Source organism: Arthrobacter silvisoli, from assembly GCF_003369445.1.
Taxonomy (GTDB): Bacteria; Actinomycetota; Actinomycetes; order Actinomycetales; family Micrococcaceae; genus Arthrobacter; species Arthrobacter silvisoli.
Genome location: NZ_QRCU01000075.1, coordinates 13,142 through 36,669, shown reverse-complemented (window position 1 = coordinate 36,669; position 23,528 = coordinate 13,142). Strand labels below are relative to the sequence as shown.

General features: G+C 68.0%; 19 protein-coding genes. 8 read left to right on the top strand and 11 right to left on the bottom strand.

What is annotated here, in order from left to right:
- Positions 1-737: 737 nt before the first annotated feature.
- From DWV11_RS16945 to DWV11_RS16935, 3 genes are read right to left on the bottom strand one after another with little or no spacing between them, the layout of a single operon-like run.
- The gene (locus DWV11_RS16945; protein ID WP_115790094.1) at positions 738-1,670 is read right to left on the bottom strand and encodes a glycosyltransferase family 2 protein; all 933 of its coding nucleotides are present in this window, start codon (positions 1,668-1,670) and stop codon (positions 738-740) included.
- The gene (locus DWV11_RS16940; RefSeq protein WP_115790093.1) at positions 1,667-3,217 is read right to left on the bottom strand and encodes a lipopolysaccharide biosynthesis protein; all 1,551 of its coding nucleotides are present in this window, start codon (positions 3,215-3,217) and stop codon (positions 1,667-1,669) included. Before DWV11_RS16940 ends, DWV11_RS16945 begins: the two co-directional genes overlap by 4 nt.
- A gap of 6 nt (positions 3,218-3,223) precedes the next feature.
- Positions 3,224-4,411, bottom strand: coding sequence for a glycosyltransferase (locus tag DWV11_RS16935; RefSeq protein ID WP_115790092.1), 1,188 nt, complete (start codon positions 4,409-4,411; stop codon positions 3,224-3,226).
- A 222-nt stretch (positions 4,412-4,633) separates the two neighbouring features.
- Here DWV11_RS16935 and DWV11_RS16930 point away from each other — a divergent pair, with 222 nt between their 5' ends.
- From DWV11_RS16930 to sufU, 5 genes are all read left to right on the top strand, one after another.
- On the top strand, positions 4,634-6,175 hold the full coding sequence (locus DWV11_RS16930; RefSeq protein ID WP_115790091.1) for a tyrosine-protein kinase domain-containing protein: 1,542 nt from the start codon (positions 4,634-4,636) through the stop codon (positions 6,173-6,175).
- Between the two features lie 9 nt (positions 6,176-6,184).
- Complete coding sequence (locus tag DWV11_RS16925; protein WP_115790090.1) at positions 6,185-7,483, top strand: hypothetical protein; 1,299 nt, start codon at positions 6,185-6,187, stop codon at positions 7,481-7,483.
- The gene (locus DWV11_RS16920) at positions 7,480-9,054 is read left to right on the top strand and encodes a glycerophosphodiester phosphodiesterase (RefSeq protein WP_115790089.1); all 1,575 of its coding nucleotides are present in this window, start codon (positions 7,480-7,482) and stop codon (positions 9,052-9,054) included. Before DWV11_RS16925 ends, DWV11_RS16920 begins: the two co-directional genes overlap by 4 nt.
- 153 nt (positions 9,055-9,207) lie before the next feature.
- The gene (locus DWV11_RS16915; RefSeq protein ID WP_115790088.1) at positions 9,208-10,515 is read left to right on the top strand and encodes a cysteine desulfurase; all 1,308 of its coding nucleotides are present in this window, start codon (positions 9,208-9,210) and stop codon (positions 10,513-10,515) included.
- Positions 10,516-10,536: 21 nt separating this feature from the next.
- Positions 10,537-10,989, top strand: a complete 453-nt coding sequence (sufU, locus tag DWV11_RS16910) for a Fe-S cluster assembly sulfur transfer protein SufU (RefSeq protein WP_115790087.1) — start codon at positions 10,537-10,539, stop codon at positions 10,987-10,989.
- Between the two features lie 12 nt (positions 10,990-11,001).
- On the opposite strand, the gene DWV11_RS16905 is transcribed toward sufU, so the two are convergent.
- From DWV11_RS16905 to DWV11_RS16885, 5 genes are all read right to left on the bottom strand, one after another.
- On the bottom strand, positions 11,002-12,315 hold the full coding sequence (locus DWV11_RS16905; RefSeq protein WP_115790086.1) for a UDP-glucose dehydrogenase family protein: 1,314 nt from the start codon (positions 12,313-12,315) through the stop codon (positions 11,002-11,004).
- A gap of 81 nt (positions 12,316-12,396) precedes the next feature.
- A complete protein-coding gene (gene nhaA / locus DWV11_RS16900) occupies positions 12,397-13,734 on the bottom strand; it encodes a Na+/H+ antiporter NhaA (RefSeq protein ID WP_115790085.1) in 1,338 nt (445 codons plus the stop codon).
- A 144-nt stretch (positions 13,735-13,878) separates the two neighbouring features.
- Positions 13,879-14,100 (bottom strand): SCO4848 family membrane protein, encoded by a 222-nt coding sequence (locus DWV11_RS16895; protein WP_115790084.1) that lies wholly within the window; start codon positions 14,098-14,100, stop codon positions 13,879-13,881.
- Position 14,101: 1 nt separating this feature from the next.
- Positions 14,102-14,599 carry a DUF2505 domain-containing protein gene (locus tag DWV11_RS16890; protein ID WP_115790083.1) on the bottom strand — a complete coding sequence of 166 codons (498 nt, stop codon included), beginning with the start codon at positions 14,597-14,599 and terminating at the stop codon, positions 14,102-14,104.
- A gap of 53 nt (positions 14,600-14,652) precedes the next feature.
- A complete protein-coding gene (locus tag DWV11_RS16885) occupies positions 14,653-16,176 on the bottom strand; it encodes an SDR family oxidoreductase (RefSeq protein ID WP_115790082.1) in 1,524 nt (507 codons plus the stop codon).
- Between the two features lie 111 nt (positions 16,177-16,287).
- On the opposite strand from DWV11_RS16885, the gene mfd reads away from it, so the two are divergent.
- Positions 16,288-19,920 carry a transcription-repair coupling factor gene (mfd, locus tag DWV11_RS16880; protein WP_115790081.1) on the top strand — a complete coding sequence of 1,211 codons (3,633 nt, stop codon included), beginning with the start codon at positions 16,288-16,290 and terminating at the stop codon, positions 19,918-19,920.
- Between the two features lie 4 nt (positions 19,921-19,924).
- On the top strand, positions 19,925-20,719 hold the full coding sequence (locus DWV11_RS16875) for a metal-dependent hydrolase (protein ID WP_210725779.1): 795 nt from the start codon (positions 19,925-19,927) through the stop codon (positions 20,717-20,719).
- 87 nt (positions 20,720-20,806) lie between these two features.
- Here the strand turns inward: DWV11_RS16875 and DWV11_RS16870 are convergent, their stop codons facing one another.
- The 3 genes from DWV11_RS16870 to DWV11_RS16860 form a co-directional block, all read right to left on the bottom strand.
- A complete protein-coding gene (locus DWV11_RS16870; RefSeq protein WP_115790080.1) occupies positions 20,807-21,034 on the bottom strand; it encodes a hypothetical protein in 228 nt (75 codons plus the stop codon).
- Between the two features lie 52 nt (positions 21,035-21,086).
- Positions 21,087-21,809 (bottom strand): deoxyribose-phosphate aldolase, encoded by a 723-nt coding sequence (gene deoC / locus DWV11_RS16865; RefSeq protein WP_115790079.1) that lies wholly within the window; start codon positions 21,807-21,809, stop codon positions 21,087-21,089.
- An 89-nt stretch (positions 21,810-21,898) separates the two neighbouring features.
- Complete coding sequence (locus tag DWV11_RS16860) at positions 21,899-22,786, bottom strand: FAD-dependent oxidoreductase (protein WP_115790078.1); 888 nt, start codon at positions 22,784-22,786, stop codon at positions 21,899-21,901.
- Between the two features lie 193 nt (positions 22,787-22,979).
- Between DWV11_RS16860 and DWV11_RS16855 the strand changes: the two genes are divergently transcribed.
- The gene (locus DWV11_RS16855; protein ID WP_115790077.1) at positions 22,980-23,321 is read left to right on the top strand and encodes a hypothetical protein; all 342 of its coding nucleotides are present in this window, start codon (positions 22,980-22,982) and stop codon (positions 23,319-23,321) included.
- The last annotated feature ends 207 nt before the right edge of the window (positions 23,322-23,528 follow it).

Sequence of the window (23,528 nt, the reverse complement as noted above, 5' to 3'; positions counted from 1 at the left end):
AGTTCATTCCTTGCTTCGTAATGGGCGTCCTGGAGGACCGTGGCACCCAGCGGCCGCGGAAGTCCGGATTGCCCGGGAAAAATGGAGCGCTAGCCGTTGCAGCGTATGCCGCTGGGATATGGCTGCGATAGTCCTGGCGGGGCAATGCGAGCGTGTCGCATCGGAAGATTTCCCGTGAGACCGCGGTTGGCGCTTCATGGCACCCCGGGTGACGGGAGGGGACATCGAGAGCCGGTGTCGATGCCTTCGGACCCGTAACCGGGTGGACGACGGACATCGCGGCAGGCTTCGGCCGGGTGTTCGCTCGTGGCGGTAGGTGGATCGCCATGGTTGTTGCCCCTGCGTTTTCGGACTCCGGGCACGGGGAAACACACCGTGGGACCGGGCTGCAGGGCAACGCCGGGCCGGCGAAATGTGCGGTGCCAGTGTGGAGCAATCCACCGCTGGCGTTTCCCGTAGGCATCCCCGACCCCGGCTTACGGAAAACCACGCTAGTGGAGCCCGGACTTTGGTTGCAAATCGGTAACGGTCGAAAACCGACCCGAAGGGGATGATTTCGACTTGGTAACGGTTCTTGGCAAAGTCGCGACACGCCGGGATAATCCCTGCGATTCCGGGAATTTTGTGCAGCGCCCCGCAGTGGCGGAAAAAGTGAGGAAAAATTCTTCACCGAAGGGCCTCCGGGAGTCCCGATCGCCTGTGGCGCAGCTCACTTTTCCTGGCCGGGGAGGCCGCTGCTACTTGCGCTTGTACTCGCTGTACACGTACCCAAAGGCTCCGGACGCCATGCCGGTCCCACGGGCAATCGTGCGCAACCCGCGTGCCCGCAACGACATGGACCCCGTCACGGTCCCGGCCAGCAGCCTGGCGCTGCCGCCGGCCACCCGCATCGCCCCGGACGCCAGGTGCCTGCCTCGCGCGAGGGTTTTCTGGGCGGCGTTTTCAGCGAGCTCAAGGCTCACCCTCGCCGCCGAGTTGCCGCTCCGCAGTGCCCTGCGGAGCACCCACTCACGGGTCAGCCGCGAGACGGGAACCCGGTCGATGACAGCAGCTTCGTCGCACCACACCATCACCCCGCCCAGCCTTACCAGCTTTCGCGTAAAGAGGGTGTCCGAGCCGCCGCTCAAGCCGAATCGCTCGTCGAAACTGAGGCCGAAGGCACGGATCTGGGGCAGGTCCAGGAGCAGGTTGTTGGTGGCGGCCACAGTAAGGCGGGTGCCGGTCTTGAGCCTGCGCCGGTCAAAGAACCTGCCTTCCTGGATCCAGGGTTCGGGCGTCCTGGCGTATTCGCTCACCACCGGCCCCACGACGGCGGCCGCCCCTGTGGAGCTGTGCAAAGACACCAGGGTTCGGAGCCAGTTTTCCGTGGGGACCTCGTCGTCGTCGATGAACACCAGCACGGAATCCGCCGCGGACTCGGCCAGGGCACGGTTGCGCGCGGCTGCGATCCCGGGACGGGGCTCGTGGACGTACCGGACCTGCGGCGAGGAGAAGGCCTCCACGGCGTCCCGCGCGCTCGCCGCCGGATCGTTGTCCACCACCAGGACCGATGCTTTGCCGCTGACGCCCTCCAGTTGCTCCTGCAGCCGCGGTATGGCCAGGGCCAGGTCTTCCGGGCGTTTGTAGGTCAGGACGGCAACGACGATCGATCCAGCGGCTTCCTGGCTCATGGTTCCTCCTTCACGAGTGGTTCGTCCTTCCCGGCGGCCGGTCGCTGCGTGTCCTGCCGGGCGAACAGCGCCCTGGCCTGGGAGAGGAACTGCTTCAGATGCTTGCGGTGGAACAGGAACAGGGCCGCGGTGCCAGCGAGGATGAATGCCAGGAGGCCTCCTGCGGCGGTGGCCGGCGCCGGCCACTCGAGCAAGCGGACAGCCAGATACGCCGCGGCACCCCACAGGGAGGAGTGCAGCGCGGGAAACAGGGCACCCAGCAGGCGGCGGATCCTCAGGCCGCTGAGCCGGGACTGGATGGCCAGCAGGACCGGGACGAGGAGGAATCCGAAGCCCACAAGGCCCACCGCGACGCCGAGCAGGCCGAACTGCAGGCCCACCACGATGCCGCCCACTTGGACGACGGCGGCCAGGGTTTCATAGCGGACGATCAGGCGGCCCTTGCCGAGTCCCTTCATCAGGGACGGCGTGATGTAGAAGAGCGTTTCCCGGATGCCGCCGATTGCCAGGACCGTGACGATCGGAGCCGCAGGTGCCCAGGCATCGCCCAGGACCACGTGCACCAGTTCGGGTGCGGCGCACGCCACGTAGACCATCGGCGGCGCGGCAAGCATGGCCACCACCCTCGAGGCGGACAGCAGGTGCCCGGCCACCATCGCCGTGTCCCCGGCAGCCCGGGAGAACGCCGGGAACATCATGCGGTTGACGGTCTGCCCCACGAGCTGCACCGGCACCACCATGATCCGGTAGGCCATGCTGTAAAGCGACAGCGGAAGCACACCCAGGAAACGGCCCACCAGGATGTTGTCCACGTTGCGCGAGAAGTACGCCAGGAAATCCGTGAAGAACACGCTCAGGCTGAAGGCCAGCAACGGCCGCACCTCGCTCAGATGCAAGTTGGGCCACGGGCCCCGGGAAGCCAGGACGAGCAGCAAGGACGTGAGCAGGTCCGTGGTGATCACCTGATAAGCGAGCGCGAAGTAACCCGCGCCCAGCAGCGCTGCCGTGATGCCCGCCGTCGCGCCCGCGGCTGCGGCGATGATGTCCGCCCTCGCAACCTGGCGCAGCAGGAGTTCCCGGGACAGCATGGCGCGCGGTGTGATCGCCAGGCCCTTGAGCGGAATCGCGACAGCCAGCGGGAGGAGCAGCGCGGTCACCCCCGGTGCATGGAAAAATCCCCCGGCCCACGGTGCCAGGACCACCGTGACGGCGCCGATCAGCACGGCGAACATCAGGTTCACGGTGGCCGTGGCGCCGGCTGCGCGGCGGCTGACTTCGGGGCGCTGGATCAGTGCCGAGGACAGGCCCTGGTCGAGGAAGAGGGCGGCGAACGTGGTGTACACGGTGGCAGCGGAAATGATGCCGTAGCTTTCCGGGCCCAGCAGCCGTGCCAGGATTACCGCGCACAGCATCTGGAAGCCCTGCCGGGCCAGCACCGCCGACAGGCTCCAGCGCACCCCGCTGACCGCGGTCCGTCCCGCGAATGCCGGCGTCCTGCCTTGCGGGAGTCCGGGCGGGTGGGCCTTGGCTGCGGGATGGCGGCGCATGGCGGTTCAGCGCTTCCCGCTCCGGACGCCGACGGCGGCAGCCACCTGCCGTGCCATGTTGTCTCCGTATCCTTCCGGGCTGTGCCGCTCCCGGGCCAGCTGCGCGTCGGCGAGCGCCTGCTCCCGGTAGTGCGGCCAGCGGTCCCGCACGGCGGCGAGGGCGTCCGCAAGGGCACCGGCGTCGCCGGGTTCGACGAACTGCACTGCGCCGTACAACTTCCCTGCGCCGCCCCCGCCGGCCGCTTCACGGAGCCCGGAGGTGTTGCTGGCGATTACCGGCCGGGCAGCGAGCAGGGCCTCGACGGCGGTGTTCCCGAACGGTTCGTCCAGCCGGGAGGGCACCACGGCAACGTCGGCCGCGGCCAGGAACGGCCACACCTCGTCCTGGAAGCCATGGAAGGTGATGAACTCCGCCGCGCCCGCCTGTGCCACCTGCTCCCGCAGCTGTTCTTCGTACGCTTCATTGCCGGGGAACACGGCCCCCACCACGGACAGCCGCGCCTGCACTCCCCGGGAACGGAGCCGCAGCACGGCGTCGATCGCTACGTCCACTCCCTTGCGGTGCGAAAGGCGCCCGAGGTACACCACCTCCAGGCCGCCGTCGAGCTCCGCGCGGGCCGGAACCACCGCATCCGGTCCGGGCACCCCGTTATAGACCACCGTCGCCCGGCCCCGCAGCCACGGGAGGGAAGCGGCGAGGGTGTCGGCGCTGAAGCTGCTGTTGGTGACGATGTCCGTGGAAAGCAGGAGGGGGAGTGCCAGGGCCGCCCGGAGGGGGCGGGGAGCGCTTGATTCGGCCTCGTGGACGTGCGTGAGGACCGGGATCCCGGACAGCCGTGCAAGGACCGTCCATAGCGGCACGGTGATGGTGTTGGCAAGGACCAGGTCCGGGCGGCTTCCGCGCAGTAACGCGAACCCCGCGAGACCGCCACGCACCGTGGCCGCGGCGAGCTTCAGCGCCCCGGCGGGGGAGAGGAAGCTCTTCCGGAGCACCGGCGTCGGGCAAAAGACCACAGTGACGCCGCGCGCCCGCAGGCCGGCCACCAGCGGCCCGGGCGCGGGAACGGTCACCAGCACCCTTGTGCCATGGCGCAGCAGACCGTCGACCGTTTCAAGCAGGACACGGTCCGAGCCGTAGAGATCGGCGCTCGGATGAGCTACCAAAACCGAAGGCCGGGGTTGGGAAGTGCGCACTTTTCTCCTGTCCGCACGGGCCGCCTGTGGTAGCAGCAGCTTAGGACCGCCGGAGGGCTTTGGCCAGCACTTGGGGCCGTCGCCGGGGCGCACGGCAAACCCCCGGCTGGGAAGGCTTCCGAAGCGGGTTCAGGCGTTCAATAATGGTGCGAACAAACAAGGCAACGAGGGACCGGACCGGCGAGCGGACAGGGCCCTGGAAGGCATCTTGGGGGCGGCTCTTTGGAACTGTCAGAGTATCTCCGGGCAATAGTCCGCGGCTGGTGGGTGGTGCTGGTGTGCGCCGTGGTGGGCCTGGGCGCTGCCTGGGTGGTCACGGCGAACATGCAACCGCAGTACCAAAGCACGGTCCGCTTCCTGGTGGTCTCGCCTCCCGTCACCGGCCAGTCGGCACTGCAGTCGGACGAACTCTCCCGAGGCCGCATCGCCACCTACGCCGCCCTGGTGAAGAACGATCTCTTCGTCGAGCGCCTCCTGAGGAACAGTGGCTTGGCACTTGACGGTGCGCAGGCACAGGAAGCCATCAGCGCCTCCGGCGACAAGGACACCCGGCTGCTTACCGTCGTGGTGACCATGCCGGCCGCCAAGGACGCTGTGGCCATGGCTGCCTCCGTTGCGAAGAACTTCGGCCCCGCGGTGAACGATTTGCAGGAAGGCCGCAAACCGGAGGGCTCCGCCCAGACCGTCCTGACCGTGGTGTCCGGCCCCACCCCCGAAGATGCCCCGGTGGCCCCCCGGGTGGGACTGAACCTTGCCCTGGGCCTGCTCGCGGGCATGGCGCTGGGCATCGCGATCTCCGTCGGCCGCCGCCTGATGGACCACTCCCTGCGCACGCCGGAGCAGGTGGAAGCCGCCACCGGGCTGCCCCTCCTGGCCCGCATTCCGAACGCCCCTGCCGCCCGCAGCCTTGACCGGCTCCTGGGACGCCGGCCCGATTCCCTGATTGATGAGGCCGGCCGCCGCCTCCGGACCAACGTGGACCACCTGACCCAGTCCCAGCATCTGCACACGGTGACCGTCACCTCCGCCACGGCCGGGGAAGGCAAAACGACGGCGGCGTTCCTGCTCGCGAAAGCCTGGGCCGAGTCCGGCCATACGGTGCTGCTGCTGGAAGCCGATCTGCGGAGACCGGACATCGCGCAAGAGCTGGGCCTGGCGAAGACCACCGGGCTGTCGGACGTCCTGTCCGGCCAGATGCCCCTGGACAAGGTGATCCAGCGGACCGTCTTCGAAGGCCTGCACGCGATCGGCGCCGGCACGGTCCCGCTGCAGCCGACCGAACTGCTGGGCAGCAAGCACACGCCGCAGGTCCTGGCCGCGCTGAAGGAACGCTACAGCCGGATTGTGGTGGACGCCACATCCCTGCAGCCACTGAGCGACGGCGCCTTGATGGCTTCCCTCACCGACGGCGTGGTGCTGGTGGTGCGGTACGAGAAGATCACCCGGCAGGTGCTTGCCACCGGCCTTGAAAACCTCCGGGCCGTGGACAGCAGGATCCTCGGCGTCGTCCTGAACGCCTTGCCGGACCGCCTCGCCGAAGCCCACAGGCGCAGGGTGCCCCGCACGCGCCGCGCCCATCGCGCGGAGACAGTGGATCCGGCCCGGATGCGCGGCTGGCTGGAGCCGGCTGGGAAGGGCGCTGGGAAGGGCAGCTCCGGAACCGACGGCGGTCCCCACCACAGCCGGGACGACGACGGCGGCACCGGCAAGTCCTCCACCGGGGACCCGGACGGTGCGGCGTTGCCGCCGCCCCGGCGCGGATAGCGGTACACCATGGTCAGGCTGGCCCTGTGGATCGTTTGCTGCTTCGGCTTTGCCTGGCTGTTCCGCCGGCGGATCCGATGGGTCTTCGCAGCCGTCCTGGGCTTGTGGATGCTGGTCCCCACCGTCGGCAGCCCTTTGATCACCGGTGTGGACAGCGGTTCCCTGTCGATACACGCCGCAAGCTGGCTGATCTTCGCAGCGTTCGTAGTCCGTCTGGCCCACGACCCTGTTTCCCTCAGCCGCGTGCTGGGCCGGGAATTCTTCCTGTTCATGGGCCTGGCCCTGGTGGTGCTGGCCGCGTTCCTGGCCTCCCGGACGTCCCAGGAAGGCGGCGGAATGGTGCTGCTGGTGGACCAGATCCTGGCCCCGGTGCTGTTCTTCCTCGTCCTCCTGTCCGCTGCCCTCACGGACCCGGACCTCGCGACCGCGCTGCGGACAATATTGCTCACCCTCGTGGCTGTCACCTGCGTCATCGCCTTGGTCCAGTGGCTGACCCACAGTGTGCTCTTCTACGAAGAGGGCTTCCTTACCCAGTATTGGTTCAACCCGGAAACCGACCGCTGGATGGGCACCCTCGACCAGCCGCTGGCCCTGTCCCTGGCCATCTGCGTGGCTGCTCCGCTGGTCGCCGGCCTGAAGCACAACTCCGTCCAGGCACTGCTGCTGATCCTGATGATCACCGGCGTGTTGGTGACCCAATCCCGGGTGGGCCTGTTCGTCGTGGGCTTCTCCGTGGTGGCCGTGGTGCTCTTCGCCAGGCGCCGGGTGTGGGTGAAGATCGCTTTCCTCGCAGTGCTCTCTGTGGCCACGTGGTTCATTGTGCAGTCGCCGCTGGTGGCCGGCGTGGCCCAGCGGCTGGCGGACGACACAGGTTCGGCCGAGGCACGGGCCCGCGCCATGGAATACTTCGTGGCCCACTGGGCCGACTACTTCATCGCGGGCCAGGGCATCGGCGCCAGCTACCGGGTGGCCGTGCAGGGTGGACTGCAGACCAGCTTCGAAAGCCCCCTCGTCATGTACAGCATCGACTTCGGCATCGTGTTCGCCCTCCTCTATTTCGGCATGATGGCTTACCTGGTCCTCAAACACGCCACCCGGCACCACTTCCGCGGCCTCACCCTGGCCGGGGTCCTGGCCGTGGCGGTGCCCCAGACCTACAGTTCGCTGGCCACCCGTTCCGCTGCGGCCATCGTGATCTGGACCGTGTTCGCGATGCTTGTCATGGCAGGCGACAAAGTGGTGAGGCAGAGGCAACTGGCGAAGAGCGGGCACGCGGACTTCGACGCCGAGATGGCGGGCCGGCTGTGAACACCAGCACCGCGGGCACCGCCTTCGGGCGCCGCGGCTTCCTGGCCTTGGCCGGGCAGGGTGCGCTCGCGGCGGGAAGCGCGCTCGCCGTTGGAAGCGTGCTCAGCGGCTGCGGAGGCTGCCCCCAGCCAGGTAACACAGCAACGGCCGTCCCCACCCTGGCGCCCGTTCCGGACGTCCCGCTGCAGCCCGGCGGCCCGTACACCGTCAAGGACCTGCTCACCACGAAGACCTTCTACATCGCGCACCGCGGTTCCGGGGACAATTGGCCCGAACACACCATGCGGGCCTATTCGGAGTCCGTGGCGCTGGGCCTGAAAGCGATCGAGGTGTCCGTGTGGGCCAGCTCCGACGGTGTGCTGCTGTGCCACCACGATGCCAGCACCCTGCGCACCAGCGGCCAGGATCTCCGGATCCCCGCCACTCCCTACGCCGACCTGGCCAGGCTCAGGGTGGACGCCCGCGCCTGGCTGGGGCCGGCTGCGCCGTTGGAGCCCATGCCCCGCCTGCGGGAGGTCCTGGATGCCTTCGCCCGCAGCCACGTGATCTTCCTGGAAGACAAGGGCGGCACCAACGCCGATGCGATCTTCACCATGCTCCAGGACTACCCGGAAAGCCGCCGGCACATCGTGTGGAAGCAGCCTGCCATGTCCCCGGGGCACCTTGACGCCCGGCAACGTGGGTACACCACTTGGGGCTACTTCACGAGCAAGGACCTGGGCAGCGCCGCGCAATTCCAGGACCGCGTCGACTGGCTGGGTGTGCCGACACTGGGCGCGGAGGCACAGATCCGGCAGCTTGTGGCCACGGGAAGACCTGTGATCGCCTGGGAGGTACACCGCAGGTGGGAGCGGGACCGGCTGCAGCGCCTTGGCGTGCGCGGCATGATGTGTTCCAACGTGCCCTACGTGCTGCAGCGGCTGGCCCCTGCCGCGTCCGACACCCTGGGCGAGGGCAGCCGCGCCGCGGGTGACTTGCCGTGGGATGCCGACAGCGACTGGTCCGAGCAGCCCGCTTTCGTGGACGATGCGCTGCGCTTCGCCGCCGCGGCCGGCTCCTACACGGTGGGTTCCATGGCTCCGCTGGCCGCGCCCGCTTGGCGCCTCGACGTCGAGCTCCGTTGGCCGGAAGGCTCCTCGGGGGCCCGGCGGGCCGGCATCGCGTTCGCCTTGGGTGACGATTCCCCGGTGGCCCCGCCCGCGGATGGTGCGGGGCAGGTGGCCACGCAGGGCGGATACCGGCTCGACATTTCGGCGGACGGATCCTTGGACCTGGGCAGGACCGACAAAGGCAAGGACCAGCCTGTGTCCCTTGCTTCCGCTGCCGGCGGGGGCGTGGGGGAGCGCCAATGGTTCCAGGTCCGCGTGGAAATGGCCCCTGTGGGCGTCCGGGTGAGCACTTCGACCGGCGGCCGGAACTGGAGCGCGCAAAGCAACGACACCGCGTTTCGCGGCGGCTATTTCGCGCTGCTGGCCGGGAACGCTTCTTCAGGGGGCGGCGGCGGAGCCCCGGTTGAGTTCCGGAAGATCGCCGTAACGGCGCTCAGCGCCCAGGAGATGTGCCTTGGCTAAGTGAGTGGCGCCTAAGTGAGCGTTGCCTTGGTGTCGCCGGGGCCGTGGGATAATTAGGATTAGTCCGTGTGACGTAATTGGCCGCGCTCTACCGGAGCAGTCCTCCGGAGCGGGCCGCGCCGCATGCCCAACAGGTCCACCCAGGAGTACGTTATGGTTGCCATCCCCACACATCTGCTCCCTTCGGCGGGCACCCTCGACAACGACGAGGTGCGGCGGATCCGCAATGACTTCCCGATCCTGCACCAGCAGGTCAACGGCCGGAACCTGGTCTACCTGGATTCCGGCGCCACGTCGCAGAACCCCCTGAGCGTCATCGAAGCCGAGCAGGAATTCTACGAACAACGCAACTCCGCCGTGCACCGCGGTGCCCACTACCTCGCCGTGGAAGCGACCGAATCCTTCGAGGACGCCCGCGAAACGGTGGCCGCGTTCATCGGTGCCCGGAGCGATGAACTGGTCTGGACCTCCAACGCCACCGAGGCCCTGAACCTGATCAGCTACTCCTTCCTCAACGCCTCTCTTCCCGGCGCCACGGCGGAATCCGCCCGCTTCGCCCTCGGCGAAGGCGACGAGATCGTGGTGACCGAGATGGAACACCACGCCAACCTCATTCCATGGCAACAGCTCGCCATGCGCACCGGCGCCACCCTGCGCTACATCCCCGTGGACGATTCCGGCGCCCTGCTCATGGAGGAAGCCGCGCGGATCGTCGGCCCCCGCACCCGCGTGCTCGCGTTCACCCACGCCTCCAACGTGCTGGGCACCATCAACCCCGTCGCCGGACTGGTTGCCCTGGCCCGGGAACACGGCGCCCTCGTGGTGCTGGACGCCTGCCAGTCCGCGCCGCACATGCCCCTGGACGTCAAGGCACTGGACGTGGACTTCGCCGTCCTCTCCGGCCACAAGATGCTTGCGCCCACCGGCATCGGAGCCCTCTACGGCAAGGCTGCGCACTTGAACGCCATGCCGCCGTTCCTCACGGGTGGCTCCATGATCACCACTGTCACCATGGAGAAGGCCGCCTTCCTGCCCGCACCGCAGCGCTTCGAGGCCGGCACGCAGCGGATCTCCCAGGCGATCGCCCTGGCTTCGGCCGCGAACTACCTGAAGGAAACCGGCATCTCCCGGATCCACGAATGGGAAACGGTCCTCGGCCAGCGCCTCGTCTCCGGGCTCAGTGAGCTTCCCGGTATCCGCGTGCTCGGCCCGGCCGCCGGCCAGGAGCGGATCGGCCTGGCCGCGTTCGACGTCGACGGCGTGCACGCCCACGACGTCGGACAGTACCTTGACGACCGCGGCATCGCCGTCCGGGTCGGCCACCACTGCGCGCAACCGCTGCACCGCAGGCTCGGGCTGACGGCCACGACGCGCGCCAGCACCTACCTGTACAACACCACCGACGACGTCGACGCCCTCCTCGAGGCCGTGTCCGGCGTGCGCTCCTACTTCCGGGTCTGATCCGGACCCCAAGGAAAAAACATGAGTCTTGACGCCCTCTACCAGCAGATCATCCTGGACCACTCGAAGCTGCGCCACGGCGAAGGCCTGGCAGCCGAACAGCCGCCGGCCGGCGCCAGCTGCGGCGAATCCCACCAGCTGAATCCCACCTGCGGGGACGAGATCACGGTGCGGCTCGCCGTCGTCGACGGCCGCGTCAGCCAGTTCCGATGGGACGGCGACGGCTGTTCCATCTCCATGGCTTCGGCGTCGGTGCTCACGGATCTCGCCGAGGGCATCGACACGGAGGAACTCCGCACGCTGATCGGGACGTTTCGCGAGATGCTGCGCTCCCGCGGCAAGATCGCGGCCGACCCCGAAGTCCTGGGGGACGCCGCCGCGTTCGAAGGGGTGGCCCGCTACGTGGCCCGGGTCAAGTGCGCCATGCTGTCCTGGGTGGCCGCCGAGGATGCGTTGGGGCAGGCGAGTTCCTGAGCTGACCGGACTTCAGGGCCGGCCGAGGCCCTTGTAGGTCCAGCCGGCCGCGCGCCATTTGGCGGGGTCCAGAACGTTCCGGCCGTCGAGGATCCGGCGGTTGGACACCAGCGCCGCGGTTTCGTGCGGGTCCAGTTCGCGGTACTGCTTCCATTCGGTGAGCAGCAGCACGGCGTCGGCCCGTTCCAGGGCGGTCTCCATGTCCGGTTCCAGCTGCAGTTCGGGGAAGCGCTTCGCCGCGTTGCCGAGGGCCTGCGGGTCGGTGACTGTCACCACGGCTCCCTGCAACTGAAGCTGCGCTGCCGCGCTCAGCGCCGGGGAGTCCCGCACGTCGTCGCTCTCGGGTTTGAACGCTGCGCCCAGCACCGCGATCCGTTGGCCCATGAGGGTGCCGCCGCACAATTGCCGGGTCAGTTCCACCACGCGTGTGCGCCGGCGCATATTGATCGCGTCCACCTCGCGCAGGAACGTCAGGGCCTGATCGGCGCCGAGCTCGCCCGCGCGGGCCATGAAAGCCCGGATGTCCTTGGGCAGGCAGCCGCCGCCGAAACCGATGCCGGCACTGAGGAATTTTGAACCGATCCTGTCATCCACGCCGATCGCCTCGGCCAGGCGGACCACGTCCGCGCCTGTCGCCTCGCAGACTTCGGCCATGGCATTGATGAAGGAAATCTTGGTCGCCAGGAAGGAGTTCGCGGCCGTCTTGACGAGTTCGGCGGTGGCGTAGTCCATCACCATGCGGGGCGTGCCGGTGGCGAGCGGTTCCGCATAGACCTCGTCCAGGAGCGCCACCGCGGGATCGTCCTCGGAGCCTGAGTCCACGCCGTACACCAGCCTGTTCGGGCTCAAGGTGTCGCTGACGGCATGGCCTTCGCGCAGGAACTCGGGATTCCAGGCCAGCATGGCTTCCGGCTGCGCTTCGTGCACGATGTCCGCCAGCCGGGCCGCCGTGCCCACGGGAACGGTGGATTTTCCGGCCACCAGTTCGCCCGGCCCCAGCTGCGCGGCCAAGGCTTCCACGGCGGCATCGACGAAGCGGAGATCGGCGGCGTTCTCGCCGCGCTTCTGCGGTGTGCCGACGCAGATGAAATGCACCTGGGAGCCGCGGGCTTCAGCCATGTCCGTGGTGAACCGCAGCCGCCCGGATTCCTCGAGCTCCCTGAGCAGTTCGTCCAGGACCGGTTCGTAGAACGGGGCGTGACCGTCCGACAGTTCGGCCACTTTGGCGGGGTCCGTTTCGATCCCCACCACGTCATGCCCCAGTTTCGCCATGCAGGCGGCATGGACGGCACCGAGGTAGCCGCAACCAATGACTGAAATCCGCATGCAACCCCCATGGTCGACGCATCGATGAAGACACAGTACGACGATCGGCCGTGGAGCGCACCGGGTGCGCCGGAATAACTTTCAGCCCCGGCCTTCGGGTGCGGCGAAAACATCCGGCACGCCGTCGCCGTCGTCGTCCCGCTGTTCTTCCAGCTCCACCTTCCGGTAGTGGCGGTTGCGGATCCGGAGCACGACGGCGGCGAGCAGCGCCGCGCACAGGGAGCCTGCCAGGATGGCCACTTTGGCGTGGTCGTTGTGCGCGGAAGAGGTGCCGAAGCTGAGCTCGGCGATCAGCAGGGACACCGTGAATCCGACGCCGGCGAGCAGCGCCAGGCCGGCCACGTCGATCCACGCGAGGCTGCTGTCCAGCCGCGCGCGGGTGGATTTGGTCAGGATGAACGTCGTGCCGAAGATCCCGAGGGTCTTGCCCGCGACGAGGGCCGCGACGATGCCCAGGGCCACGGGGTCGGTCAGGGCCGTCCCCAGGCCGGCGGCGCCGCCCAGTGCCACCCCGGCGGAGAAGAAGGCGAACACGGGGACGGCGAAGCCGGCGGAGAAGGGGCGCAAGCGGTGTTCGAAGCTTTCCGCCAAGCCGTTTTCGGGTTCGCCCTTTCTTCCGGCGGAGAGCACCGGGACGGCGAAGCCGAGCAGCACGCCGGCCACCGTGGCGTGGATTCCGGAGGCATGGACGAACGCCCAGGTGGCCGCTGCCAAGGGGAGCAGCAGGTACCAGGAGCGAATGCGCCTCTGGACCAGCAAAGTGAAGCCGGCGAGCGGGACCAGGGCTGCGAGCAGCATGAGGGGCTGGAGCCCGGTGGAGTAGAAAAAGGCGATGATGCCGATCGCGATCAGGTCATCGACCACCGCGAGCGTCAGCAGGAAGGTGCGCAGGGCCGCCGGCAGGTGGGTGTTGATGACAGCGAGCACGGCCAGGGCGAAGGCAATGTCCGTGGCGGTGGGGATGGCCCAGCCCTTCAGGGTTTCCGCGCCGGAGCCCAGGTTGAAGAGCACATAGATGAGCGCGGGTAGGGCAACACCGCCGACGGCGGCGGCAACCGGGACCACGGCCTTCGCCGGATTGCGCAGTTCGCCGGAGACGAATTCGCGTTTGAGTTCGAGCCCGGCGATGAAGAAGAACACCGCCAGCAGGCCGTCGGAGGCCCAGTGGCCGATGCTCAGTTCGAGGTGCCAGGGGGCGTAGCCGAGCTTGACGTCCCGGAGCAGGAAGTAACCGCTGGCCCACGGTGAATTGGCCCAAACCAGGGCGGCCACGGTGGCGGAGAGCAGCAGGGCTCCGCCCACGGTTTCGGTCCGCAGGATCGCGAGGACCCGCTGGTATTCGGGGAAGCTGGCGCGGGCGAAGACCCTGCGTACGGGGGATTGCGGGGAAGCGGGGTGCTGGGGCGGGTGCGGGCTCATGCGGCTCCTTTAACGGGAGGGGTCGGCAATAACGTTGCCGACCAGACTTCCCGGCGCACCTTATGTCCCATCCTACGCAACTGACTCGCAGTTGTTGTCGTCTTGAGACGACAACAACTGCGAGTCAGCGGATGGCGGGGGAGCTCAGCCGAGCAGGCCGGCGACGCCGATTGCCGCCGTCGCGAGTCCCAGCACCATGGAGATGCTCACCAGCACCACGTGCACGGTGAGGAACCTGGTGGCTTTGCCGGCGGCGTCCCGGGCGCGGGGGTCCTTCATCACGCGCTTGAGGAACTGCGGCCACACCACCAGGGACCAGACGCCGGCAATAACCAGCACCCAGCCGAGGATCGCGGGGAGGTGCATGCTAGTGGCTTTCGAGCCAGGCCTCGGCCTGCTGCGACTGGATATTCAGGGCCTTGCCGACCATGGGCTCGGCGGCTTCGGCGATCTTGCCGCCCAGGAACGGAACGGAGGAAGTCACCTTGCCTTCCAATTCGATCCGGGTGTTGCCGCCTTCGGAAACCAGGCGCTGTGCGGCGGTGACGTCCAGGGGAGCGCCGGCAACCTTCAGGGCGATAGTGCTGGTGCGCGAACCGTCGGCGGCCGGGGCTGCCCAGTGCTCGGTCTGGGTGACGGTGAGGCTCTCGCCGACGAACTTGCGGGCGATTTCCGGAAGGCGGGTGGTGGGCAGGGTGCGGACCGTGACGGTGCTGAACGCGCCTGCGGGGTCGCCTTCCACGTTGAAGGATTCGAGGGTGCCGCCAACGAGTTCGCTGGTGTGCTTGATGAACTCTTCGTTCACGAAGACAGCGGCGACGCGGTCAACGCTGTGCGGCAGGGTGGTGGATGCGGCCAGGGGCATGGGGGTCCTCCATGGTTTTTATCGGTTGAGAGCTCTTGAGGCTCCCAAACATCCTACGGGGTGTCTCCGACCACATCCGACCCGGTCTTCTTGACTTGCGTTTCCGGCAGCGATGCTGCCGCCGCGGAGATGTTCCTTGCCATCGAGGGAAAAATGACGCCGTGGAACGGGTAGACGCCCAGCCAGTAGAGCCGTCCGCCCAGGCCGCGGGGGAAGAAGATGGCGCGCTGCTTGTAGAGGCTCCCGGCGCCGTCGGGCTCCACCGACAGCTCAAGCCAGGCGCGGCCGGGCGCGCGCATCTCGGCTCGAAGCCGCAGGAGCCGGCCCCGGTCGATGGCCTCAACCCGCCACCAGTCCACCACCTCGCCCGTCCCCAGGGTCTTCGGGTGGCGCCGGCCGCGTTTCAGCCCGGCGCCGCCCTGCAGTTTGTCCAGCCAGCCGCGGATCCGCCAGGCGAGCGGCAGCGAGTACCAGCCGTTCCTTCCGCCGATGCCTTCGATGATGGTCCAGACGGCGCCGGCCGGTGCGGGGCTGTGGAAGGTCCGCTCGTCGACGAAGACCTTGTAGCCGGCCCAGTCCGGGTCGCTGGGGAGCGGGTCGGCGTCGATGCCGGCGGTCGCCCACGTCGTCTCCACCTGGCCGTCCCGTTCCTTGCCCAGTGCCAGGGCGACGGCCTTCCGGTACGGCGCCAGGCCGCCGTCGGGCTGCTGGATGTAACCGTCGACGTCGTGCTCCCGCGACACCGCGTCGTGCTGCAGCGACTGCACCAGGGGGAAAGCCATGGACAGCGGGATGGGCGTCACCAGGGCCACCCACAGGCCGGCGAGCTTGGGCGCGGGAACCGGCAGGGCGACCACCAGCCGGCGGGGGAGTCCGCGCTCTGCGGCGTATTCGTTCATCATGTCGCGGTACGTCAGGACGTCGCGGGAACCGATGTCGAAGCTGCGGTTGATCCTGTCGGGAAGCACCGCGGCGGCGACGAGGTAATGCAGGACGTCCCGCACTGCGATGGCCTCGATGCGGTTATTGACCCAGCTTGGCGCGGGCATCACCGGAAGTGTGTCGGCCAGGTGCCGGATCATCTCGAACGACGCCGAGCCGGAACCGATCACCACCCCGGCCTGGAACACGATCGAGTCCACGGACGATTCCAGGAAGATCCGGCCCACCGCCTCGCGGGAGCGCATGTGCGTTGAGAGCGGGGCGTTGTCCGGATGGAGCCCGCCGAGGTAGATAATCCGGCCCACGCCTGCCCCGGCGGCGGCGTCCGCGACGAGCCCTGCCATCGCTTCTTCCTTGGTTTCGAAACCGCCGCCGGAAGCCATGGAGTGGACCAGGTAATAGAGGACGTCCACGCCCGCCAACGCGGCTTCGAGGCTCTCCGCCCGATCGAGGCCGTCCTGCACGATCTCCACCTGGTGGCGCCAGGGAACGTCGGCGAGCTTTTGCGGCGAACGGACCAGGACCTTGACCGCGTGACCCGCCTCCAGGAGCCGGGGGACCAGCCGACCGCCGATGTATCCGGTGGCGCCCGTGACGAGCACGGTCCTGGATTGCCCGGCGTCCGGTGGCGGCAAGGGGGACCTCCTGGGGATGGCGGGAGGGGTAGGCTGGAATGACCCGGCGTTCGTTTGAATTTCCGGGATTTTGTGTTGCCCGCCTTTGGATCCACCCTAGGAGTTTCAGCCATGAGCCTCAACGGTCTGCGCCGCGCACTGGCGGAGGACGGGACATTCGCGCGCGTCCGGAAGGAAGCAGGCCGCTCCTTCGAGGCCCGCAGCACCGACTACCAGATCAGCGCCCCCACGGGCATGCGCGCCGTCCTGGTGGCGGAAATGGCCGACGGCCTCGCGTCCGACGGCGGTGCCCCCGTGGTCCTGGCCGTCACCGCCACGGGCCGTGAGGCCGAGGACCTGACGGCAGCCCTTGCCTCCTACCTGCCCGCGGACTCCGTTGCCGCTTTCCCGAGCTGGGAAACCCTGCCGCACGAGCGGCTTTCGCCGCGCTCGGACACCGTGGGCCGCCGACTGTCCGTGCTGCGCCGGCTGGCACATCCCGAAACGGCCGCGCCCCTGCGGGTGGTGGTGGCCCCGGTCCGGGCCGTGGTCCAGCCCATCGTGGCCGGCCTGGGTGACCTGGCTCCCGTGACGCTGAAGGTCGGACAGGAAATGCCTTTCAGCGGCGTGGTCCGAGCCTTGGCGGACGCCGCCTACGCCCGGGTGGACATGGTGACGCACCGTGGCGAATTCGCAGTGCGCGGCGGCATCATCGACGTCTTCCCGCCTACCGAGGATCACCCCGTCCGGGTGGAGTTCTTCGGCGACGAAGTGGAGCAGATGCGCTGGTTCGCGGTGGCTGACCAGCGTTCCCTCTCCTCGCCCGGCCTGCACCATCCCACCGAACTGCATGCGCCGCCTTGCCGCGAAATCCTCATCACGCCCTCGGTGATGTCCCGCGCAGCAACCCTGAAACCCCGGATGCCCGCCGCGGCCGACATGCTGGAGAAGATCGCCGGCGGCATCGCCGTCGAGGGCATGGAGTCCTTGGCCCCGGTGCTGGTGGATGCCATGGTGCCGTTCGTGGAACAGCTCCCCGCCGGCTCGATCGCCGTCGTGATCGAACCCGAGAAAGTCCGCACCCGCGCCCACGACCTCGCGGCCACCAATGAGGAATTCCTCGAGGCGGCCTGGTCCACGGCGTCCGACGGCGGCGCGGCGCCCCTTGATCTTGCCGGCCAAGCCGCCACCGACCTCCACGCCGCCAGCTTCCGTTCGCTGACGGACACCCGCAGCGCCGCCCTGGCCCATGAGGTGTCCTGGTGGTCCATCACCTCGCTCGCCACGGACGAGGACTTGGTGCTGGACATCGACGTGCTGAACCTGCATGCCCGCGAGCCGCGTGGCTACCAGGGCGACGTGGCGGAGATGCTCGAATTCATCGGCTCCCACGTCCGGGACCAGTGGCGCATCGTGGTGGCCACGGACGGCCCCGGCCCGGCGCAGCGCCTGGCCGAACTCTTCCACGACGCCAACATTCCGTGTGCCCGGGTGGACTCCCTGGCCGAGGAACCGCAGCCGGGCATCATCGAGGTGACTACGGCCGCCGTCGGACGCGGCTTCGTGCTGGACGGCCTCAAGCTGGGGCTGCTGACCGAAGCGGACTTGCTGGGGCGGGCCTCGGCGGCGTCCACGAAGGACATGCGGCGGATGCCCTCCAAGCGGCGCAACGCCGTCGATCCCCTGCAACTGCACGCCGGAGACTTCGTGGTCCACGAACAGCACGGCATCGGCAAGTTCGTCGAACTCATCCAGCGCAAGGTGGCGGGTTCTGCAGCCGGTGATTCCGGGCTGCGCGAATACCTCGTCCTCGAATACGCCTCGTCCAAGCGCGGCGCCCCCGGGGACCGGCTCTTCGTGCCCACGGACCAGTTGGACCAGGTGACCCGCTACGTCGGCGGCGATACCCCGGTGCTCAGCAAGATGGGCGGCGCGGACTGGGCCAGCACCAAGTCCAAGGCCCGCAAGGCCGTCAAGGAAATCGCCGGCGAACTCATCCGCCTCTACTCGGCCCGCATGGCCTCCCGCGGCCACGCCTTCAGCCCGGACACCCCGTGGCAGCGCGAACTCGAAGAAGCCTTTCCCTACGTGGAGACCCCGGACCAGCTGACCACCATCAACGAGGTCAAGGCGGACATGGAACGGGAGATCCCCATGGACCGCCTGGTGTCCGGCGACGTCGGCTACGGCAAGACCGAGATCGCCGTCCGTGCCGCCTTCAAGGCCGTGCAGGACGGCAAGCAGGTGGCGGTGCTGGTGCCCACCACCCTGCTCGCCCAGCAGCACTACGAAACCTTCACCGAGCGCTTCTCCGGCTTCCCGCTGCGGGTCCGCCCGCTCTCCCGTTTCCAGGCCGCCAAGGAAGCGAAGGAAACCGCCGAGGGGGTCAAGAACGGTTCCGTGGACGTCGTGATCGGCACCCACCGCCTGCTGTCCAAGGACTTCGAATTCAAGGACCTCGGCCTGGTGATCGTGGACGAGGAGCAGCGCTTCGGCGTCGAACATAAAGAAGCGCTCAAGAAGATGCGCACCAACGTGGACGTGTTGGCTATGTCCGCCACCCCGATCCCGCGCACCCTGGAGATGTCGCTCACGGGCATCCGCGAAACCTCCACCCTGGCCACCCCGCCCGAGGAACGCCACCCCGTGCTGACCTACGTGGGCCCGTACACGGACAAGCAGACTTCCGCGGCGATCCGGCGCGAACTGATGCGCGAAGGCCAGGTGTTCTTCGTGCACAACCGGGTGTCCTCGATTGAACGGATGGCCGCCCAGATCCGCGAGCTCGTCCCGGAAGCCCGGGTGGAAGTGGCACACGGGCAGATGTCCGAGAGCCGGCTTGAGAAGATCATCGTGGACTTCTGGGAGAAGCGCTTCGACGTGCTGGTCTGCACCACCATCATCGAAACCGGCTTGGACATCTCCAACGCCAACACCCTGATCGTGGACGGGGCGGACAAGTACGGCCTGTCCCAGCTGCACCAGCTGCGCGGCCGCGTGGGCCGTGGCCGCGAACGCGCCTACGCCTACTTCCTGTACCCCTCGGAGAAGCCGCTGGGCGAGGTGGCGCTGGAACGGCTCAAGGCCGTGGCCGCGCACAACGAGCTCGGCGCCGGCATGCAACTGGCCATGAAGGACCTGGAGATCCGCGGCGCAGGCAACCTGCTGGGCGGCGAACAGTCCGGCCACATCCAGGGTGTGGGCTTCGACCTCTACATCCGCCTCGTGGGCGAGGCCGTGGCCGAGTACCGTGGCGAGGCCGAGGAGAAGGCCGCCGAGATGAAGATCGAGCTGCCCGTCAACGCCCACCTCCCGCACGACTACGTGCCCGGGGAACGCCTGCGCCTGGAGGCCTACCGCAAGCTCGCCGCCGCCGTCACGAACGAGGCCATCGACGAGGTCCTCGCCGAACTCGTGGACCGCTACGGCGAGCCGCCGCTGCCCGTCCAGAACCTCATCGCCGTGGCGCGCTTCAGGGTCACTGCCCGCGAAAGCGGGCTGTCCGACGTCGCGCTCCAAGGCAACTTCATCCGCTTCTCCCCGGCGAACCTGCCCGAGTCCAAGGTGATGCGGCTGAACCGCATGTACCCGGGCTCGCAAGTGAAGCCTGCCCTGGACTCCGTGCTGATCCCCAAGCCCAAGACGGCGAAGATCGGCGGCCGGGACCTGCAGGACGCCGAGATCCTGAACTGGGCCAACACTGTCATCACTGCGATCTTCGCCGGCGCCCCGGCGTCCGCTCCGACGTCGGCAAGCGCAGGCTGATCGCATGATGGGAGGACATCACGCCGCGTCGGGAGCCGCGGCGTGGATCGCTGTTGCGTCCACCGGCCCGTACGCGCTGGGCTGGTATCCGCTCGATTCCACCGGGATCCTCATCGGAGCGCTCACGACGGCGGGAACCGCCTTGGTGTGCGACTGGGACCACCGCTCAAGCACCATCGCCCATTCGCTGCCGCCGCTGTCGCGGCTGATCGCCGTCGGGATCGAAAAGGCCAGCGGCGGGCACCGGCAGGGGACGCACTCGGTGCTCGGAGCCGCCGCGTTCGTGTTGCTGGCGGGCATGGCCGCGCAGTTCCAGCTGGATACCCCGGTGGGCCGGCTCTCCGTGGGCGCCGGCCTGCTGTGCATGTTCATGATCAACTTGGCGGCCAAGGCCCTGAAGCTGTTCCCGGAGCACGGCTGGTTGGCCAACTGGGTGTTCGCCCTGGCAGCGGCCGGGCTGGTCACGTGGTTCGCCCCGCAGCAGTGGGCCTGGTTGCCGCTGTCCATGCTGACCGGCGTCGTGGTGCACATCGTGGGGGACATGATCACCACCGGGGGAGTGCCGCTGCTGTGGCCGATTGTGATCAAGCCGCCGAAGTTCTGGCGGAAGCTGCCGCTGGTCAGCGGGATCTGGAAGGCCAACGGCGCACTGTCCATCCCGTTGCTGGGCAAGGCCGGTTCGCGCCGCGAATGGCTGCTCCTCATCCCGGTCAGCGGCTACGCGATGGTGGGGATCTGTGCCGCGGCCTGGGGATTGGCGAAGACGCACTGGGCCGCAGTGGTGGCGCTGCTCCCTTAAACACTAACGCGGGGTCAGTTACGGCCGGTCCCAGGGGACTTCATGGCCCGTAAGTGACCCCGCGTTTGCGGGTTCTTGGCAGCGTCTCTAGTTTTCGCCGGCCGAGTCGGAGCGGCCCAGGATGGTCTGCGGAATCCAGAAAGCCAGGGCGAAGAGGCCCAGGCAGACGGCCATCGGCCAGGGGTTCTCCAGGGTCAGGAAGGACAACGAGTAGATGGCGCCGAGGAACATCACGATGATGACGAGGAACAGCACCAGGCTCTGGGCCAGGTTGTTCTCTTTTTCGATGACCTTGCTGCCGGTGTGCTGGGACATTCTTTCCTCCTCGGCCCCTCAGGGCTCAAATTCCTGGCGGCTGCCGGGCCCGTCAGTAGGCGGATGAACCCTGTTCACCCTTGACGATGGCAATTCCGGAGCTCGCGCCAATACGTGTTGCACCAGCAGCAATCATAGCCTGTGCGTCGGCGAGGGAACGCACGCCGCCGGAGGCCTTGACACCGACATCCGGGCCCACGGTCTTGCGCATCAGTGCCACGTCTTCCACGGTGGCGCCCCCGCCGTTGAAACCGGTGGAAGTCTTCACGAAGTCCGCCCCGGCTTCCACGGCGGCCTCGCAGGCCAGGACTTTCTGGGCGTCGCTCAGCAGCGCCGTCTCGATGATGACCTTCAGGATGGCCTCGCCGGCGTGGACGGCCTCGGCGACGGCGGTGATGTCGTCCACAAGGGTGCCCTTGTCATCCGCCCGGGCTGCGGCGATGTCGATCACCATGTCGATTTCCTCCGCGCCGTCCAGCACCGCGCCGCGGGCTTCGAAGGCCTTGACGTCGCTGGGGGTCGCTCCCAGCGGGAAGCCCACCACGGCGCAGGTCAGCACGCCGGAGCCCTTGAGGGCCTTGGAAACCGTCTTGACCCAGATCGGGTTCACGCAGACCGATTTGAAGCCGTACTCCACGGCTTCGGCACAGACCTGGCGGACTTCGGCCTCGCTCGCCTCGGGTTTGAGGAGGGTGTGGTCGATGTAGGAGGCAATATTTGCTGCGCTGGCGTTTGCTGCGCTGGCGTTTGCTGCGGTAGCGGCGTCATTGCTCATGGCAGTCCTTCCGTGGCGGGCCGGGTGGCCGCTTGGTGGCTCGTCAAAGGACCATCTTGCCACAGCACCCGGGCCCGCCTGCGGCGGTATCAGGCTGCCGCGGTGACCTGCATTCCAGGGCGTGCCCGGTGGCCGGAGTCCTCAAGCAAATGCCCGGCGCAGCGGGCTGCGGCTTCCTTGGCTGAGAGGACCAAGCCCAGGCGCAGTCCGTCGCGGGCCGCGGCGTCGCCGATCGCCCGGATGCCCGGCACCGACGTCTCGAATCCGCTGTCCACCAGGATGCCGCCGTCGGGAGCCGTCTTCAGCCCGGCGCTTTCGGCGAGGCTGTTGCGCGGTGACCGCTCCTCGGCGAGGACCACGAGGTCGCCGTTCATGATGCTGCCGTCGTCGAAGACGATCCCGGCGGCCGGCATGCCGGAGACGGGTGAAGAGACGACGGCGGCCGGACGCAGCGTGGTGCGGACCGGACGGACGCCGCGTGCCCGCAGCACGGCCTCGGCCTGGCCTGCCGACGGGCCGGTCCCCACGAGGATGGCCAAGGGCCGGCGGCCGAGCGTGTCAGCGATCTCCTGGACGTCGGCGCCCAGGCGCTCGGCGTCGTCGATCGTGGAGTAGGCAAGTGCGTGGTCAGCGCCGTGCACCGGTGGCAGAACCGGGGCCGAGCCGGTGGCGATGACGAGCTGGTCGTAGGAGAACTCGAGGCCCTCCGTGGTGGTCACCTTCCGGTTCGCCGCATCGATGAAGCTGGCAGCCTGTCCGAAGCGCACCGAAACCTTGGAATGCGCGGCGGTTTCCATCAGGGCGTCGGGGCATTCGTCGCGGTTGCTCAGCACGGTGATGCGGCCGGTGAACGGCAGGGTGGTGTGTCCCAGGCCGCTTCGCTGTACCGGGCTTTCCAGCCCGGTCAGGTGGCGGAGGAGGGCCTGGGCGGCGGGCCCGGCTCCTGCGATAACGAGGTGGGTTGAGGTCTCCGGCATGGCGGGTCCTTTCGCTTTGTGGGCGGTGTCTGCGAACGGAGCACAGGCGGTGTTTCGCGGTTGCCTTCAGCCTAGGAGTGCGCCTTTTCGGGAGTGTTTCCCGGGCGTTGCAGTTTTTCCCGTGCGCGTTCCCTGACTGTTACTGGGCGGTAATGAGGTGGATCACAGTGGTGACGGGCATTACGCTGCCTGGATGAAGTGGTTCGGGGGCTTGCGGCGAAAGAGGCTCCGCAACGAAGCCGGATTTTGGATTGACGCCCTCGCAAACTGCGCGCTGCACCCGATGTATCTCGATGACAAGGCCATCGAAGCGGCGGGTTTGGATCTGGCGTACGTCGAGTTCGCCTGTGCGCTTTTTGACTTCCAAAGCGCAGTGGAGATCGAGTTCGCGGCGAAAGACATCGCCCGCTTGCGCAAGGACTTCATTGAAGAACAGTGGTCCCTGCATTTGGCGGCCAGTGATCCGGACAATCCGATGTTGCGGGTGGCCCGGGTTTATGCCGACCGGTTGATTAACACGCTGGAGAGGCCGTAGCGGAGTATGGATGCCGAGGTAAACACGTTGTGTGGACGGACGCCGTGCCGGGACGGAGTCCTGCGCTCCCGCGCTCCTGCAGATGTTCGTGACGCCGACTCTATTTCAGTCCGTGCGTGGCTGGATTCGGACAGCTCATTTCCGGCTCCTTTGACCAGCTCTAGCTGAAGAATTCCGCCGGTCGAAGTCGGCCCGGAGCGTGCTATC